Origin of the sequence: Marinospirillum perlucidum, assembly GCF_003336805.1 — a bacterium.
GTDB lineage: Bacteria > Pseudomonadota > Gammaproteobacteria > Pseudomonadales > Halomonadaceae > Marinospirillum > Marinospirillum perlucidum.
This window is the reverse complement of record NZ_QFWJ01000001.1, coordinates 170,076-187,643: the sequence shown is the minus strand read 5'-3', so window position 1 is coordinate 187,643 and position 17,568 is coordinate 170,076. Positions and strand designations below refer to the sequence as shown.

General features: G+C 53.0%; 12 protein-coding genes and 2 tRNA genes. 2 read left to right on the top strand and 12 right to left on the bottom strand.

Features of this window, described 5'->3' with window-relative positions:
- Window positions 1–257: 257 nt before the first annotated feature.
- The 3 genes from DFK18_RS00925 to gltX form a co-directional block, all read right to left on the bottom strand.
- A tRNA-Glu gene (locus tag DFK18_RS00925) sits at window positions 258–333 on the bottom strand.
- Between the two features lie 22 nt (window positions 334–355).
- Window positions 356–431 (bottom strand) — tRNA-Ala (locus DFK18_RS00920).
- Between the two features lie 138 nt (window positions 432–569).
- Window positions 570–2,063: a glutamate--tRNA ligase gene (gene gltX, locus DFK18_RS00915; protein ID WP_114416322.1), complete on the bottom strand. Its 1,494-nt coding sequence runs from the start codon at window positions 2,061–2,063 to the stop codon at window positions 570–572.
- A 312-nt stretch (window positions 2,064–2,375) separates the two neighbouring features.
- Here gltX and dusA point away from each other — a divergent pair, with 312 nt between their 5' ends.
- Window positions 2,376–3,380: a tRNA dihydrouridine(20/20a) synthase DusA gene (dusA, locus tag DFK18_RS00910; protein WP_114416620.1), complete on the top strand. Its 1,005-nt coding sequence runs from the start codon at window positions 2,376–2,378 to the stop codon at window positions 3,378–3,380.
- Between the two features lie 92 nt (window positions 3,381–3,472).
- A complete protein-coding gene (gene tal, locus DFK18_RS00905) occupies window positions 3,473–4,411 on the top strand; it encodes a transaldolase (RefSeq protein WP_281269746.1) in 939 nt (312 codons plus the stop codon).
- A gap of 9 nt (window positions 4,412–4,420) precedes the next feature.
- On the opposite strand, the gene DFK18_RS00900 is transcribed toward tal, so the two are convergent.
- The 9 genes from DFK18_RS00900 to DFK18_RS00860 all read right to left on the bottom strand — a co-directional run bounded on the left by DFK18_RS00900 (window position 4,421) and on the right by DFK18_RS00860 (window position 17,457).
- Window positions 4,421–4,915: an STAS domain-containing protein gene (locus DFK18_RS00900; protein WP_114416320.1), complete on the bottom strand. Its 495-nt coding sequence runs from the start codon at window positions 4,913–4,915 to the stop codon at window positions 4,421–4,423.
- Between the two features lies 1 nt (window position 4,916).
- The gene (locus DFK18_RS00895; protein ID WP_114416319.1) at window positions 4,917–5,708 is read right to left on the bottom strand and encodes a PP2C family protein-serine/threonine phosphatase; all 792 of its coding nucleotides are present in this window, start codon (window positions 5,706–5,708) and stop codon (window positions 4,917–4,919) included.
- A 102-nt stretch (window positions 5,709–5,810) separates the two neighbouring features.
- Window positions 5,811–6,572 carry an MlaA family lipoprotein gene (locus DFK18_RS00890; protein ID WP_114416318.1) on the bottom strand — a complete coding sequence of 254 codons (762 nt, stop codon included), beginning with the start codon at window positions 6,570–6,572 and terminating at the stop codon, window positions 5,811–5,813.
- Between the two features lie 14 nt (window positions 6,573–6,586).
- Window positions 6,587–7,714 carry a beta-ketoacyl-ACP synthase III gene (locus DFK18_RS00885; RefSeq protein ID WP_114416317.1) on the bottom strand — a complete coding sequence of 376 codons (1,128 nt, stop codon included), beginning with the start codon at window positions 7,712–7,714 and terminating at the stop codon, window positions 6,587–6,589.
- A gap of 35 nt (window positions 7,715–7,749) precedes the next feature.
- Window positions 7,750–8,676, bottom strand: a complete 927-nt coding sequence (locus tag DFK18_RS00880; protein ID WP_114416316.1) for an alpha/beta hydrolase — start codon at window positions 8,674–8,676, stop codon at window positions 7,750–7,752.
- Window positions 8,677–8,740: 64 nt separating this feature from the next.
- Window positions 8,741–12,646: an ATP-dependent RNA helicase HrpA gene (gene hrpA / locus DFK18_RS00875; RefSeq protein ID WP_114416315.1), complete on the bottom strand. Its 3,906-nt coding sequence runs from the start codon at window positions 12,644–12,646 to the stop codon at window positions 8,741–8,743.
- Window positions 12,647–12,707: 61 nt separating this feature from the next.
- Window positions 12,708–14,180, bottom strand: a complete 1,473-nt coding sequence (locus tag DFK18_RS00870) for an ABC transporter substrate-binding protein (RefSeq protein ID WP_114416314.1) — start codon at window positions 14,178–14,180, stop codon at window positions 12,708–12,710.
- Complete coding sequence (locus tag DFK18_RS00865; protein WP_114416313.1) at window positions 14,174–15,547, bottom strand: GGDEF domain-containing protein; 1,374 nt, start codon at window positions 15,545–15,547, stop codon at window positions 14,174–14,176. Before DFK18_RS00865 ends, DFK18_RS00870 begins: the two co-directional genes overlap by 7 nt.
- 239 nt (window positions 15,548–15,786) lie before the next feature.
- Window positions 15,787–17,457 (bottom strand): AMP-binding protein, encoded by a 1,671-nt coding sequence (locus tag DFK18_RS00860; protein WP_281269750.1) that lies wholly within the window; start codon window positions 17,455–17,457, stop codon window positions 15,787–15,789.
- Between the last annotated feature and the right edge of the window lie 111 nt (window positions 17,458–17,568).

Genomic DNA, 17,568 nt, shown 5'->3' with positions numbered 1-17,568 from the left:
TGTGGATAAAGTCGTGGAAAAGGCTTGGGGAAAAGTGTCCAGCCAGCGAGTCATCCCCACAAAGACAGATTGATCATTATTTGACCAGATATCAGGCTGCACTCTTGGAAATCAATAGCTTACGCGCATCCGTAAAAAGAGACAGCTGCTCTGAAGACAAATGAATAACGATCAAAATGCTGAAATAGCAAATCAAAACAAGGGCTTTCCAGCACTTCTGGATATGTGGACAGTTTCTTGGGGGAAGTAGAGAAAAGTGGCGTCCCATAGGGGGTTCGAACCCCTGTTACCGCCGTGAAAGGGCGGTGTCCTGGACCACTAGACGAATGGGACGCAGATCTTTCGGAAAAGGAAGTGGTGGAGCTAAGCGGGATCGAACCGCTGACCTCTTGCATGCCATGCAAGCGCTCTCCCAGCTGAGCTATAGCCCCACGTTGTCCGGAAGACGGTGCGTATATTACGTCTAGACCCCTGAAGCGTCAAGCTTTTTTTTGGTTTTTTTAGAAAAAATTTCCGCCATAAAAAAAGGGCTGGCGAACTGCCAGCCCCGAATCCAAAACAACCTTTTGCTATTGTTGCAACTGCTGGTATTTCTTTTCCAGCTTCTTCGCCTGCTTCTTGGAGACTCCGCCGTCGGTTAACAGATCCAAGGCAAATCTCAATCGAGCACGGCTGATTTCCGGCCCCAGAATCACCATGGCATCCATCACCGAAGTGGAGGTCGTCGTGCCAGCAATGGCTAAAAAGACCGGTTGCAGATAGACCTTCATTTTCAGCCCCGAGGCCTCACTCAAGAATTTGATGCGCTCAAGTAGCTGCTCCTTGTTCCATTCCCGCAAGGCATCCATTTCCCAGACCAAAAACTGCATCAACTCAACCAGATCCACCTCTTCAGGCATTTTCAGCTGGGCAAAATCCTCTTTGCTAATCCTGGGCAGTCCACTGAAAAAATAAGCAGCCAGGGGAGCCACATCGGAGAGCGTCTCCACGCGCGGCTTGATCTGAGGAATAATCTGGCTGACATATTCCTTGTTGAAGGCCCACTGCATTAGTTGCTGCAGGTAGGATTCATCATCCAGGTCACGCAGATAGAGGCCATTCAACCAGCTCAGTTTTTCTACATCAAAAACAGGGCCACCCAGGGAAACCCGCTGAATATCAAAATGCTCGATCATTTCATCGAGACTGAATTTTTCCCGCTCGTCCGGCATGGACCAACCCATGCGACCCAGATAGTTAATCACCGCTTCTGGCAGATAGCCCATACGCTGGTAATACCGAATCGAGGTGGGGTTTTTACGCTTGGACAGCTTGGACTTGTCCGGATTGCGTAACAACGGCAAATGGCAAAGAACCGGCATCTCCCAACCCAAGTACTCATACAAAAGCTGGTGCTTGGGTGCAGAATTGATCCATTCCTCCCCCCTGAGCACGTGAGTGATTTGCATCAGGTGGTCGTCTACCACATTGGCAAGATGGTAAGTGGGCATGCCATCGGATTTCAGCAGTATCTGGGCATCCACCATGCTCCAGTCCAGCTCCATGGGGCCGCGCAAAAGATCTTCGATCACACAGACGCCCTCTTCTTCCGGCACCAGCATGCGTACGACATAGGGGGCGCCTTCGGCTTCGCGTCGTTTCACCTCGTCTTCTGGCAAGTAGAGATCGGAAGGTTTGAGCGCCGTGGCCTTACCGGCCAGCTGTCTTTCCCGGCGCAGTTCATCCAGCTCCTGGGGGGTACGGTAGCATTTGAAAGCCTTGCCATCGGCCAGCAGCTGTTCGGCATACTGGCGATAGAGATCCTTGCGTTCACTCTGGCGATAAGGGCCAAAATCCCCACCGACATCCGGCCCCTCATCCCACTCCAGTCCCAGCCAGCGCAGGGAATCAAAAATCTGCTGCTCGGATTCAGCGGTAGAACGCTGCTGGTCGGTATCCTCGATACGGAGAATAAACTGCCCCTGGTGCTGGCGGGCAAAACACAGATTGAATAAAGCAATATAAGCCGTACCGACGTGGGGGTCACCGGTCGGTGAAGGGGCAATACGGGTGCGTACAGACATGGAAACTTACCTTTTACATGCGGTGGATTAACGCTGAAAATAAAGCCGCCAGTATAAGAGAAATAACCCTTGAGCGCAGCCCGGCAATTCCTGCGACACTACGCCACCTTCACACCCCTGGGTTGCTGCTGCAGAATCAAATCTCGGTTTACTGAGGTCTTTGTCTGTTATCACCTCAAAGCGTTTGCGGTCAATAAGGAAGTAGGCCCTACGCACTAGCTCAACTTGGCGGCCCTGCCCCCCTACAGGGTCGCCGTTTTTTCTCCCCCCGATTTTGCTAAACTAGCCGTTTTTTTCACGGTCTTTATCCCTATGCCTGCTTCCCATCTGCACACCTGGTCCGATCAGGTTTACCCAAAATTCAGCCTGGCCCCCATGCTGGATGTAACCAATCGCCATTTCCGCTACTTTTTGCGCCTCTTGTCGCGTGAAACCCTGCTTTATACGGAAATGGTGACCACAGGTGCCATCCTGCATGGCAAGGACCCGGAGCGCTTTCTGGATTTCTCCCGCGAGGAGCATCCAGTCGCCCTGCAACTAGGCGGCAGTCAGCCTGAAGACCTGGCTCGTTGCACAGAGATAGCTACTCGTTGGGGTTATGATGAAATCAACTTGAACGTCGGCTGCCCCAGCGACCGGGTCCAGAACAACCTGATCGGTGCCTGCCTGATGGCCTACCCGGAAAAAGTGGCGACTTGCTTTGAAGCCATGCAGGCCGCGACTGACCGCCCTGCCACCATCAAATGCCGCATCGGTATCGATGAGCAGGACGAAGATGAAGACCTGGAAAACTTTGTTCTCAGTCTCAAACAGGCAGGCTGTAAAATCATCATCCTGCATGCTCGCAAAGCCTGGCTGCAGGGTCTATCGCCCAAGCAAAATCGGGATGTACCTCCGCTCAATTACGAGCGGGTCTATCGACTCAAGGCCAAACACCCGGAGTTAACCCTGGGCATTAATGGGGGGATCACCAATCTGGATGCCTGCCAGGCCCATTTGCAAAAAGTTGATTCCGTCATGCTGGGACGGGCGCTCTGGGATAACCCGCTGCTGGCTGCTGAAGTTGATCAACGGTTGTTTGCTTCCTCAGCTCCGGTCAAGACACCCCAGGAGGCTGTCCTGGCGTATCTGCCTTACGTTGAAGCGCAACTGGCTGCCGGTGTGCGCCTGAATGCCTTGACCAAGCCACTCATGGGCGTTTTCCAGGGTGTTCCCGGTGCCCGTAAATTTCGCCGCCTTCTCAGTGAGGAAGCCCACCTGCCTGACAGTAATGCTGATTTGATCAGACGCGCCCTGGACAGGGTTCAGCTCACCTGAGTCAACTAAAACACTGAAAATTCTAGCCTTAGGGTGTATTGCCCTCCTCCCGGGTCTCTGTTTAGATGAAGATTCAACAAAGGAGAGACCCTGTGAGCAGCAATAAGCTAGATCAATTAAAAGAAATGACCCTGGTGGTTGCCGATACCGGTGATCTGGATGCCATTCGCAGCTACCAGCCGACTGATGCTACCACCAACCCTTCTCTTCTCCTGCAGGCTCTGGCACTGCCCGCTTATCAACCCTTGCTTCGCCAGGCCTGGGAAGAATCCCAGAAAACCGCTACTCCGGTATACGATTGCTTTGCGGCTTTGCTCGCCTGTCAGGTGCAAGAGCAGGTTCCCGGCTATGTTTCTGTCGAAGTCGATGCACGCACCTCCTTTGACCAGGCTGCCAGCCAGCAAAGGGCCCGGCAATTGATCGACAAGATCAAAAATGCAGGCGGCGATCCCGAACGCATCCTGATAAAACTGGCGGCCACCTGGGAAGGGATTCAGGCAGCCCGTGTACTGGAACAGGAAGGCATTCGCTGCAACCTCACTCTGCTGTTCGGCTTTGCCCAGGCCCGAGCTTGTGCAGATGCAGAGGTCACCCTCATTTCTCCCTTTGTGGGCCGGATTCTGGACTGGCATCGAGCTCAACAACCCGATGCAGACTTTTCCGGCAGCAAGGACCCAGGTGTGCAATCGGTACGCCGGATTTACACCTACTACAAAGAAAGAGGCTACACCACCATCGTGATGGGGGCCTCCTTCCGCAACCAGGGTGAAATCGAAGCCCTGGCCGGATGCGACCGCTTGACTATTGCGCCCAAGCTTCTGGCTTCCTTGCAGGCGGATTCAGCGCCGCTGGAACGCTGCCTGACAGCTGATCAACCCTCTCAGCCACGAGAAGAGCCCTTGACTGAAGCCGAGTTTCGCCTGCAATTAAACGCCGATGCCATGGCCACAGAAAAGCTGGCCGAAGGCATACGCCGTTTTATCGAGGATTTGGAAAAACTGGAAGCGCAGATTACTGCGACCTGCCAGTAAGAGCTGTTTTCAGCCCGGATGGGGACAGTCTTCCAGCGCCTGAACCACGCTCTGGAAGGCTTCCTTATTATGTTCGTTCATGGCCATCAGGGTGCGGTGAGCTTCCAGAACCTGGGCCCGGATATGCTCTTCCGAACCAGAAAGCTGCGCCACTTCACGCAACTCCTCGCGGGTCGTCACCGGCTGATCCATGATCAGAAAATACTGCCGGAACCCCATGGATTCCAGTAGCATCGTAATATCGGGGTTGGATGAAATAATACTGGGCTGATTCAGGCCCGCCACAGAAGCCTTGACCGCAATTTTGGCCAGCAAACCCAGAGTGGTGCTATCCAGATTATCTGCCTGGGAGAGGTCGATTACGATGTTCCGAACCTCTCGATCGGCAAAAACCTGTTCAAATAACTGATCCAGGGTACAACACAGCGTCAAACGCACGTCACCAACCAGCTTAAGCAAGTAGGTCTGTTGTGATTTGGCCGCCAAAAGCTTGCCTGTCTGCATATCAACAACCAGTTAATGTCATCAAGGTCACATCATCAGGCCATTGCTCTTGTGAAGCTGGCAGATGCTGCAGTAAAGCCTCTATCTCTCCACCGGTCTTTTGGACCAGATCCCGCCAGGCCTGTTGGCGTTCTTCCAGTCCCTGGCCGGGCATCAATTCCAGAATACCATCACTGGCCACGCATAAGCGTCCTTGTTCTGGAAAGATGCAAGTGTAATCCTTATATAGGGCATCGGGAAAGAGCCCGATGGGCATTCCTGTTCCTTCCAGCTCCCTGACCTCGCCACTGCCTAAACAAAGTAACGGGGTCGGTAGGTGTGCACCCAGCGCATAGGTCATTTCCCGCGTCTGAGTATCCAGAACACCCAGAACCAACGTCAGATGTTTATCCAAACCGCCTGCCAGAAGTTCCTCGTTTAACTGTTTGCAAAGATCAGCAGGACTGACTTGCACGGTTTCACTGTACTTACCCAGCAGATACTTGATTAGTATAGTCACAAATGCAGAAGATGCCCCATGTCCGGATACATCGGCCAGATAAAACAGCATTTTATTATCGGGTAAAGGCCAGCAATCGACAAAATCACCGGATAAATACAGCGAGGGTCTCAGCCAGTAATCCAGACGGAAAGAATTGACCTGGGTAGGATTATCCGGCAACAAGGTCTGCTGGACATGATAGCCAGCTTCCTGATCCTGACGCAGCAGAGCCAGAGAAGTTTTCAGATCAGCATTTTCCTGTTCCAGTTCCTGCTGATAGGACACGGCTGCTTCCTGCTGACATTTATTCATAGGTGCCTCTGTTGATCCTGCAAACCCTGGCCATCACATCTAACTCAAACGGTAATGCGACTGACACTTTAAAGCAAGTCAACTCAAGCCTTTTTGCCGCTTTTAATCGGCAAAGGCATCATCCAGATCAATATCGTCAAAATCATCCTCCAGGAAGGGATCTTCCTGAAGTTCACCATCAGAAATCAGGTAATCGCGGCGCTGCATATAGGCATCACGAATAAAACTGTAACGATCACCGGAAATCATCCTTTCCGCATCCAGTAAGCTGGCTCTCAGGTTCACGCCTTCTACGATCAGCAGTCCACCCTGAATGTAATAGTCATCAATATAGGCCGGGGGAGTCAGGCGATAATCCAGGGGGCGCGACAGGGTATGCGTCAAGGTCTGCCCGCCCAAAACCGGCCAGACCAGATAAGGGCCTTCGGGCAGCCCCCAGGCATTGAGCGTCTGCCCAAAATCCTCTTCACTGGGTTGCAATCCCAGGGGGGTGGCGACATCCCAGAGCCCCAGTACCCCGATGGAGGAATTGATGGAAAAACGCAGCAGATCCTTGCCTGCATCCAGCGGTTTGGCCTGGAGCAGGTTGTTGACCAGATGCACGGGTTCTCTCAGGTTGGCAAAGAAGTTACTCACCCCGGTGCGGAAAAAACTCGGTGTCAGCCAGCGATAGGATTGGGCCACGGGCTTGAGAAACCAGGTATCCAGAGTGTCATTGAAAGCAAAAACACTGCGATTCCAGTCTTCAAAAGGGTCCCGAGGGTTTTCTTCAGCCCAGTCAGTTGCCTCACTGGGTTGAGGCGTCTGACTCGCACAACCGGTCAAGAGTAGAACCAAAAGCAGCAGCCATCCTATCCTCTGCATCCGGGTATCCTTTTTCAGGCTGCTTTACGAACCAGCAGACAACCCGCTGAATAACCGGCCCCAAAAGAACAGATGACCCCGGTTGCTCCTGGTTGCAGATCTTCCCTGTGCAGGTGAAAAGCAATAATCGAGCCTGCAGAACTGGTATTGGCATAGCGGTCGAGAATAACAGGTGCTTCTTCGGTCGTGGCATCACGACCCAGTACACGACGGGCAATCAGCTGATTCATGTTCAGATTGGCCTGATGCAACCAGAGACGATCAACCGCTTCCGGCTCAATGGACGCTAACTGCAGCTGTTCACGGATCATTTCTGCCACCAAGGGGCAGACTTCCTTGAAGACCTTGCGACCTTCCTGGACAAATAATTTATCTCGCTGTCCCAGACCGGCTTCATCACAACGATTCAAAAAGCCGGCATTATTGCGGATATTATTGGAAAACTGGGTCAACAGCTTGCTTGCAAAGACTTCATAACGATCCGATTTACCCTCTGCCAGGTCTTCGGCTTCGAGAATCACCGCCGTGCAGGCATCACCAAAAATGAAATGGCTGTCGCGATCACAGAAGTTCAGGTGCGCACTGCAGATTTCCGGATTAACCATGAGAACCCGTTGCGCCTGACCCGACTGGATCGCATTGCAACCAGCCTGGATTCCAAAGGTGGCACTGGAGCAGGCCACGTTCATGTCATAGGCAAAACCACCTGCACCCAAGAGCTGCTGAACTTCAATCGCAACAGCAGGATAGGCACGCTGCGGATTGGAGCAGGCCAGAATCACCAGATCAATATCGCCACCCTGAAGTCCCGCCTGTTCCAGCGCCTGCTTGGCTGCCGTCACGGCCATTTCTGCCTGGATGCTGGGTTGATCGTTGGGTCTTTCCGGCAGATAGGGTTTCATCCGCTCGGGATCCAGGACCCCTTTTTTATCCAGCACATAACGACTTTTAATACCTGATGCCTTCTCGATAAATTCCACGCTGGACAAAGCCTGAGGCGCCAGCTCTCCGGCTTCGATGGCTTGCGCCTCACGCTGATTCCAGTTTTCAGCCCATTGATTGAAAGCCGTCACCAGTTCTTCGTTACTAATACTCTGCTCAGGAGTAAAAAGACCGGTGCCGGTAATAAATACTGATTTCATAGGTAGCCTTAAGAAACGTTTTTGATTGTATTGTTTTAAGCAGGCTCTGCCGGGGTCAACTCAGTGAGCCATTCCAACAAAAGGGGAAAATAATCCTGCTCAGCAGCCTGATCCAGGCAGAGTTGCGAGCGGCGGTAGTTCTGCTGATTGCCAACCCGACGCCCTAGCTTGACCAGGCGGCCATTATGAGCGCCCAAGTCGAACATAAAAGCTCGGGCATCCGCATCACTTGCGCGCCAGGAATGATAGAGACTGGCAAAATAGAGGCTGGGCGGCCAGTCCAGTTCCTTTACCGCGGCAGCATAGTCAAAGCCCCTTGGAGAAACCCAGGGTGCATCCAACCAGTTAAGGGCATCCAGATAGAAATTCTCGCTTTCATTGCTACGGCCCAGCTTGAGCTTTTCTGCAGGAACGTAGCCCAAGAGCCCACTAATCAATTTGACGCCGCGCTGGTGCAACCAGTTAACCCAAAAGTGCTTGAGACGGCCACCCGGCTGGGATTCCCGAAAGGGACTGAAATGAACCATTCCCAAGAGCTTATCCAGGTACTCCGGGTTGCGGGCCAGAAAACTGCTTAGTAGAAGGCTGCCGAATCCCTGGCCAATCCATACTTGTCCGCCAGGATTCGCTCTTTTGCAGACCGCTTCAATGAGTTGGGGCAGATCCTGAGTCAGGGCTTCCTCAACACCAAAAGCCTGCTTTTTCAAAGCCTCACCTTCCAGACGCCGACCGCGCAACTCACCCAAATAAACATCATAACCGGATCGGGCCAGGACATAGGCCAGCCCGGTGCGGGTTTCAGCATCATGAAAACAACGGGCGTCATCCATCAGTCCGTGAAGCATGAACACTGCACGACCGGGTGTCTGGGCCGGATAAATTCGTACCAGCTGGGCAAATTGCTGGTCCGCGACTGGTAAATTGATACGCTCTTCAATAATTGAAATCGACGGTGCAGTCATTCTTTTTTCCTGGCTCCTCGCTTATCAGCCGATTATCCCACGTTCAGCTCCGGCAATAAACCAATCATAAACCGACAAGATTCTGCCAATGTGCTTGCAGTCGCTTGGCAGAGATGGTTTGCCGAGTACCCAGCTGCTGGGCAAATAAAGAGACCCGATATTCCTCCAGCAGCCAACGGAAATCCAGGAGGTCAGGCGTCACCTCTCCCTTGGGTAACAGTTGCTGATAGCGTTCTTCCCAGCGTTGCCACCAGCCTTCCAGTTCTTCGGCCAACCGTTGGTCCCTGACTCGGTCGCGCGGGGCCTTTTCCAACCGCAACTTCACCGCTTCCAGATAACGAGGATATTCCTCCAACCAGTCCCCGGCATCCCAGATAAAGCCGGGATAAAAGAGTCGCTGCAGTTGACGTTTAACATCCTGCAGGGTCATGGCCAGGGCCAGACTGGTTTTAGCTTTCAGCTGGGCAGCCAGAGGCACCTGCGCCTTTAAGGCTTTTTCGGCCAGGGCAACTTTTTCTGTAGCCCGGGGAACCCACTGGCCCTGATGCTGGTCCAGCCAGGTCTGAAAAGCCTCGCCACTGCGTGGCCAGTCATCACTGCTTTTATTCAGAAAAGCATCTCTCAGACTGGCATCCAGCAAGTCATCGAGCAATTCCTGGCGTCTGCCAATCTTGGCATATAGCAATTCCAGATTCTTGATCCCCGGTAGCTGGGTCTGCAGGTACTTTTCTTTTTGGGGTAACTGCAGCCGGGCCAGACGCACCAAGCCCTTTTGCATTTGCATCCGGGCTTTATCGGCTGAATCCACCAGTTGCACCCCTACACTCGAGCCTTCATCCACCAGGGTAGGAAATGCCTGGAGTTTGACCCCGGCCTGAACCTCTTCCAGGCGCTCGGGCAGTTCAGCAAAATCCCAAGCCTTACGCCCCTTGACCTGCAGATCCCCGGCATCCAGTGATTGGGTACCTTCCTGCATTTCCCGGTCAAAACGCTGCTGTAAGGTTGACAGATCACGACCCTGTCCGAGAAAACGGCCTCGGGCATCCACCACCTTGTAATTCATCAATAGATGGGGAGGAAGCTTGTCCAGCTGCCAATCCTGATCATCAATCTTATTGCCGGTGATCTTGTAGAGAAACAGGGCCAAAGCCTGTTGCAAGGGCAGATCATCCGGCTGCAGGGCCTCCAGAGCAGCCCGGATAAAATCCGGCAGAGGCACAAAATTCTTGCGCACCGACTTGGGCAGACCGCGCATCAGGGTCAGGCATTTTTCTTCCAGCAGGCCGGGAACCAACCAGCTCAAGCGGCCTTCCGGCAACTGCCCCAACATGGCAACAGGTACCTGAAGGCTGACACCATCATCTTCCTGACCGGGAGCAAAATTATAGCTAAGCTTCCACTCGACACCTTCCCAGGCCAGGGTGTCGGGATAGGCTTCTTCAGTCACCTCGTCTGCGGTTCGCGCCAGCAGATCCTCACGGGTTAAAAACAGCAGCTGGGGATTTTCCTTTTCTGCCTGCTTACGCCACTTTTCAAAACTGGCTCCCTTGTTGATATCTGCGGGAAGGCGCTGATCATAAAAATCAAACAGCACCTCATCATCCACGAGGATATCTTTTTTGCGCGCCTTGTCCTCGAGGACTTCCACTTCATTGAGCAAAGCTTGGTTATGCTGCATGAAGGCTGCCCGGCTGGCGTAATCCCCTTCCACCAAAGCCGAACGAATAAAGATCTCGCGGGCCTCGGCTGGTTTCAGTGGACCAAAATCCACTTTGCGCCCGGATACTAGAGGAAGACCAAAGAGCGTTACTCTTTCCAGAGCCGCCACCCGGGCCGCTTTTTTCTCCCAATGGGGGTCGGAATGATTGCGCTTGACCAGATGCCCGGCCAGTTCTTCTGCCCAGGCGGGTTCGATTTTGGCTACCATGCGGGCAAACAGCTTGGTGGTTTCCACCAATTCGGCTGCCATGATCCACTTGGGCGTTTTCTTGCCAGCCCTGGAGCCGGGGTGAATAAAAAACTTGCGGTTTCTGGCTCCCAGGTATTCCTTGTTCTCCTGCAACTGGCCCATATTCGATAACAAGCCGGAGAGAAGCGCCTGGTGCAAGGGGGCATAGGCAGCCTCTTCATGGTTTTCTTTCAAGCCCAGATCCTTGGCCAGCAGCTTCAACTGGCGGTGGGTATCCCGCCATTCACGCATGCGCATAAAGGATAAAAACAGCTTTTTACACTGTTTACGCAGCTGATTGCCGGAAACCTCCTGGCGTAGCTGTTCATAGTCCTTCCACAGGTTGACCAGTGCCAGAAAATCCGAATCCTTGTCCTTCCAGCGGGCATGGGCCTGGTCCGCCGCCTGCTGGTGCTCTGCAGGTCTTTCCCGCGGATCCTGAATATTCAGAGCAGAAATAATCACCAGGGCTTCACTCAGGCAGCGACGCCGATCCGCTTCCAGCAGCATTCGCCCCAGGCGTGGATCAACCGGCAGGCGCGCCAGCTTGCGCCCCAGACCAGTCAAAAGATTCTTTTTATTGACTGCTCCCAACTCATAGAGAAGCCGGAAACCATCCTTGATAAAACGCCGATCCGGTGGCTCGACAAAAGGAAAGTCCTCAACTGCACCCAGACGCAGAGATAGCATCTGCAGGATGACTGCGGCCAGATTGGTACGGCGAATTTCCGGTTCGGTAAATTCCGGTCGTCCGAGCAAATCCTCTTCACTGTAGAGGCGAATACAGATACCTTCAGCCACACGTCCACAACGACCGGCGCGCTGGTTGGCACTGGCCTGGGAAACCGCTTCGATGGGCAAGCGCTGAACACCCGCTCGATAGCTATAACGACTGATCCGAGCCACGCCAGGGTCAATGACATAGCGAATACCGGGTACCGTCAGCGAGGTTTCCGCCACATTGGTGGTCAAAACGACCCGGCGACCACTGTGGCTCTGGAAAACCCGCTGCTGTTCGGCAGCAGGCAGACGGGCATAAAGCGGCAGAACCTCCGTATCCCGGTAGCGTCCGGCCGCCTGGTGGCGTCGAATCAGGTGAGCCAGTTCCCGAATTTCCCTTTCACCCGGCAGAAATACCAGCACATCCCTGGGGCCATACATCCAGCCTTTTTGTTTTTCCAGGGTTTGTATCTCGTTCAGGGCTTCCAGCACCCCTTCCTGCTGGGTCAGATCCTGGGTTTCCGGATCATCACTCAAAAGCGGGCGGTAGAGGGTTTCCACTGGATAGGTGCGTCCCGAGACTTCAATCACCGGGCACTGGCCAAAGTGTCGGGAGAAGCGCTCCACATCGATGGTGGCTGAAGTAATAACTAACTTGAGATCCGGGCGCTTGGGCAGTAGACGTTTCAGGTAGCCCAGAAGAAAATCGATGTTGAGACTGCGCTCATGGGCTTCATCAATGATAATTACCTGGTAACGATTGAGGTAGGGGTCCTTTTGGGTTTCTGCCAGGAGGATGCCATCGGTCATCAGCTTGACCAGCGTCTGACTGGTTTGCTGATCCTGAAAGCGTACCTGGTACCCGACCTGCTCACCCAGGGGAACCTGGAGTTCTTCTGCCAAGCGCTGGGCCACCGACCGGGCGGCCAGCCGCCGCGGCTGGGTGTGTCCAATCAGGCCACGCGCACCCAACCCCATTTCCAGGCAGATTTTAGGCAGTTGGGTGGTTTTACCCGAACCGGTTTCACCGGCCACAACCACCACCTGATTCTCGGCCAGGGCTTTTTGAATACTTTCACGCTGTTCACTAACCGGCAGATCCGGGTACTCCAGATGCGGCCACTGGTCGCGCCTGGCTTCAACCGCCGCCCGGGACTTCTGCAAAGCCTCAAGAACGGCTTCTTGTTCGGCACCCGGCTTGTTTTTCACCTGTCGCCAACGCTTGCGCAGAGAAGGCCTGTCTTTCAAAAGGCCCTGTTCAAGAAGCTCATCGGGATTTAAAGCCTGATCCGGCTGCTGCATGATGTCTCACTGATTGCGGAAAAAACGACCAGTATAAATGAAAAAGCCGGCAGGCAAAAAACTACTCCCAGTAAAGTTCCTCCAGCATGACCGCCGGAACAGGTGCATTGATCCAGAAACCCCTTAGCCCTTTTTTGCGAATCGACTGCTGGGGTTTGATGTGCAAGAAAACATGTACCGCATCGGCAGCCAAGAGCTCCTGGGCCTGACCCAGTAAAAGCTGGCGCTGCACTGGATCTGCCTCTCTTGTGATTGCTTGCCAAAGCTGTTGAAAGTCTTCACTCACGTAATTGAAGTAGTAATCCTCACGGGCATAAATATCCAGATCCAGAGGTTCGACATGGGCTATTACTGTCAAATCATAGCGTTGCTCGTTAAAGACCTCTTCCAACCACTGAGGCCAGGTAACTCTTTCCAACTGGATATTAATCCCCACAGCCTCCAGATAATCAGCCAGATAGAGGCTGGCCTGCTGGGCATAAAGGGCGGGAGGCACCCGAAATCTTAGTGTCAAACCCTGGGCATAGCCTGCCTCCAGCAGAAGATCCCGCGCCCGCCCGGGGTCATAAGGGTAATAATCCACCAGATCTACATAGGCCGCATCCAGTGGAGAAAAATGGCTGCCGATCAGGGGGGGATTGGCGCGGGGATAGATATTCAGCAGCTCCCGTTTATCGATAGCATGATTGATGGCCTGGCGTACTCGCCGATCCGCCAGTGCTGGATGAGCATGGTTCATAACCAGCAGGGTTTCCCCCTGAGTAACCCCGTTATTGATCACATAATCACCCCGCTCGGTAAGACGCACTACTGAATCCATGGGGCTGATATTGGGGTAGAGATCAATCTGGCCTTCCAGAAGGCTGGCTTCTAGTTCCACACGGTTGCTGGTGAAGGTGATCAATGCTTCGCTGATTGCCGGTTTGTCACCCCAATAGTCGGCAAAAGCATAGAGGTTCAGCCGGTTTTTCGCAGCATCCCAGTGGGTGACCCGGTAGGGCCCGGTACCAACCGGCTGCTCTGTATTGGTCTCTGCAGAATCCGGCTCCACCAGCACCGCGGCCGACAGGCCCAAACGAAACAGCAGCAGGCTGTCGGGATAATGCAATTCAATCCGGACGCGTTGAGCAGCTAGCGCTTCAACCTTGCGGATACTGGCATAAAGCTCCCGTTGAGAATTGCCACCCGCCGGGTCGAGCAGGCGCTCAAGGCTGAAGACCACCACTTCGGGAGTCAATAAGCGACCATTGTGAAAATGTACGCCCTCGCGCAAGTGAAAAGTATAGGTCAGACCATCGGGCGAAAGTATCCAGTCTCTGGCCAAAAGAGGCTCTACTTCCCCATCCCGGTTGATTCGGGTCAAGCCCTGAAAAATATTGCCATAGGTTGCTTCGGCAACAGTGGAGGCAGGCGTCAGAGTAGGATCAAGATGAGGCGGCTCCAGATGCAGTTCAACATGCAGGGGGTCTCGATTGGCCTGAAGAGGCCAGGCCAGCAACAGGATTACCAACCCGAGTACTAATCTGGTCAACATAGATCTACCTCGGTAAGCCTTTGCATCTTCAGTTGATTGCGCCCCTGTTGTTTAGCCTCATACAGGAGTTCATCAGCACGTTTAAGACAAGCATTGATGGACCCGGCAGGGCAATAACCGGCCAAACCCAGGCTGGCAGTAATCCGAACCGTCTGATCCGCCAAGTGAATGGGTTGCTTGTGCAGCTTTTGCCTGAAGGAATCCAGATACTGCCTGGCCTCGTCAAAACTCTGATCCGCAAACACCACAGCAAACTCTTCTCCCCCGATCCTTGCCAGCAGCACCTCTTCGGGCAGACTGCCCCTTAAAAGACGAGCAAAAGCCTTGATTACCTGATCCCCGGCAGCATGCCCCAGGGAGTCATTGACCGCCTTGAAAAGATCAATATCTATCATCGCTGCAGAGTAGGACTTATCCTCCTGACAATGAGTAATCTCATGGATACGGCGATCAAAAAAATGCCGGTTATGCAGTTGAGTCAAGGCATCATGGGTGGCCAGAAAGGAAAGCTCACGATTCATTTCCAGAATCTTGTTTTCATTCTCCTGGATTTTGCCCACGTAACGATGGATGGACTGAGCCATCCAGGCAATTTCATCTTCCCCCCGTACAGGAATGTCACTGGGTTGAGGGTGAGTCTGACTCAGCGCCCGCTGAAGCTCGATGACACGCGCAACAACAAACCGATGGATATAAAAACTGGTCAAGAGCACCAGGGCAAAGGCCAGGAGAACCGTAATCAGCAGACGATTTTCCTGATGCAAGATGCGGAAATTCAAGTCTTCCACTTCCATCCGCATGGAAGAACGCAGTTGATTGACTTGGTAGCTGACTGCCACGGTCAGATCCTTGGATAACTCCTCATTGGCACGAATCATTTCTCCGATCTCGGCATTGATTCTTTCCAGTTGCCGTAAGTCATCGCGATTGGTGCTTTCCTGAAAATAGACATCCGCACGCAGATTAATACGCTGTCTGACCAATTCGTTAATACGATTCAGGTTTGCAATCAGTTGATTGCGGGATGGCTCCAAGTCCTCATTGTGGATCCGAACCCCCGGATGGGCCTGAAGTTCATCCACCAGCCGGTTAATCCATTCCTTGCGATCCTGAGCTTCAAACAAAGCTTCACGGCGCTTGATATGATTTTCTGCCAACAAGAGCATGGCACTGGCATTGACCAGGCCCTCGGTTTGCTGAACCAGACGGGTAGCTGTCATCAGTGCTTCCAGCTGTTCGCCTGTCACCCGCTCCAGAGTGGTCTTGTACTGCTTGAAAGCCACCAAAGCAAAGCCTACAGCCATGAGTAGGACAGCAACCACCAGGCAGCTCAGCAGGGTTACTTTTACAGTCAGCCCCCATTTCATGCGCGAGTCTCAGTCGTTGTTATAAAAATACTGCCAGAGTTAGGGAGCCCTGATTAAAATCATGGATACAGGCCTGTTTCTAAGCCCGAAAGAATCAGGGGGTAGTTAAGTGCATTCTTGGTGAATCTTTATGCTACTACAACTGCTTTTACCAAAAATAACAAACCCTTCTTTAATCGGTAGCCACAAAAAACCCCGGCCTGGGCCGGGGTTTCCAAGATAGGAGCCTCTGCTTAAATTCAAGAAGAAGCCTTTTCCTCGTCCCGGAGCTGTCGACGCAGCACCTTGCCCACATTGGTCTTGGGCAGCTCATCACGAAATTCCACGACCTTGGGCAGTTTGTAGCCGGTCAACCTTTCCTTGCACCAGGCACGCACATCCTTGCTGGTCATCTCCGGATTGCGCGAGACGATAAATACCTTGACGGCTTCACCACTTTTTTCATCTTCGATGCCGACCGCAGCCACTTCCAGCACATCCGGATGGGAAGCAATTTCGTCTTCCACTTCATTAGGATAGACGTTAAATCCGGAAACGTTGATCATATCCTTCTTGCGATCCACGATACGGGCATAACCGTCTTCCTGAATCTCGGCAATATCCCCCGTTCTGAACCAGCCTTCAGAATCAATAACCTTGGCGGTTTCCTCGGGTCGCTGCCAATAGCCTTTCATCACCTGAGGGCCACGAACACACAATTCACCAGCTTCACCCAAGGGAAGAGGCTTGCCGTCTTCATCAATCACCTGGATTTCGGTACTGGGAACAGGACGCCCTATACTGCCCAACTGAATGGCTTTGGGCGGGTTGAAGGTGGCAACCGGTGAGGTTTCAGTCAGACCATAGCCTTCGGCAATAGCGCAACCAGTCACTTCTTTCCAGCGCTCTGCAGCCGAACGGGTCAAGGCCATGCCACCGGAAATCGTCAGCTTGAGATGGCTGAAATCCAGAGCCTTGAAGTCATCCCGGTTACACAAGGCCGTAAACAGGGTATTCAGGCCAACAAAACCGGTGAAGTGGTTTTTCTGCAGTTCTTTGACAAAGCCGGGTAGATCCCTGGGATTGGTAATCAGCAGAGAGTTATTGCCCAACTCCATCATCACCATGCAGTTCACGGTAAAGGTATAGATGTGGTACATAGGCAGAGGAGCGACCACCGTCTCTCCCCCTTCATTCAGAACCTGGTTGATCACCGCCTTGGCTTGCAACATATTGGCGACCAGGTTGCGGTGAGTCAGCATTGCGCCCTTGGCAACACCGGTAGTGCCCCCCGTGTATTGCAAGACAGCCAAATCATCCAACTGGGGACTGGGTGGCAGCCAGTGGCCTTGACGGCCTTCCTGCAGGGCTTTACGAAAAGGAATGGCATAAGGCAGATGGTACTTGGGCACCATTTTCTTTACGTACTTGACGACCGAATTGATCAGCACCCGTTTAAAGCCATGATGAAGATCACCCAATTCAGTCACAAACACATGCTTGAGATGCGTTAGAGGCAAGACCCTTTCAACATTGTGAGCCATGTTGGCCAGGACGACCAAAGCCTTGGCACCGGAATCATTGAACTGGTGCTCCATCTCCCGCTCGGAATAAAGCGGGTTGGTATTCACAACGACCAAGCCTGCTCGCAGGGCACCAAAGACAGCCACCGGGAACATCAGGGTGTTGGGTAGCTGAATGGCGATGCGATCACCTGTTTTCAGATCGGTATGGTTCTGCAAATAGGCAGCAAAATGGCGGCTTTTTTCCTCCAGCTTGCCATAGGTCAGCGTTTGACCCATGCAGGTAAATGCAGGCCGGTCAGCAAAGCGTTCACAGGATTCATCAAAGACCTGCAACACTGACTCAAAACGCCCCATATCTATTTCTGTCATTTCAGCCCTCGCCAACTTGTTGTTATTAGTAGCCAGTATAACCGTTTGACGTGATTATTCACCTGATCAAACGACCATTCAAACGTTTGTATTACTATAAAGATCCAGACAAAAAAAAGCCAGCTTCGAAAAGCTGGCCTTTTGTTA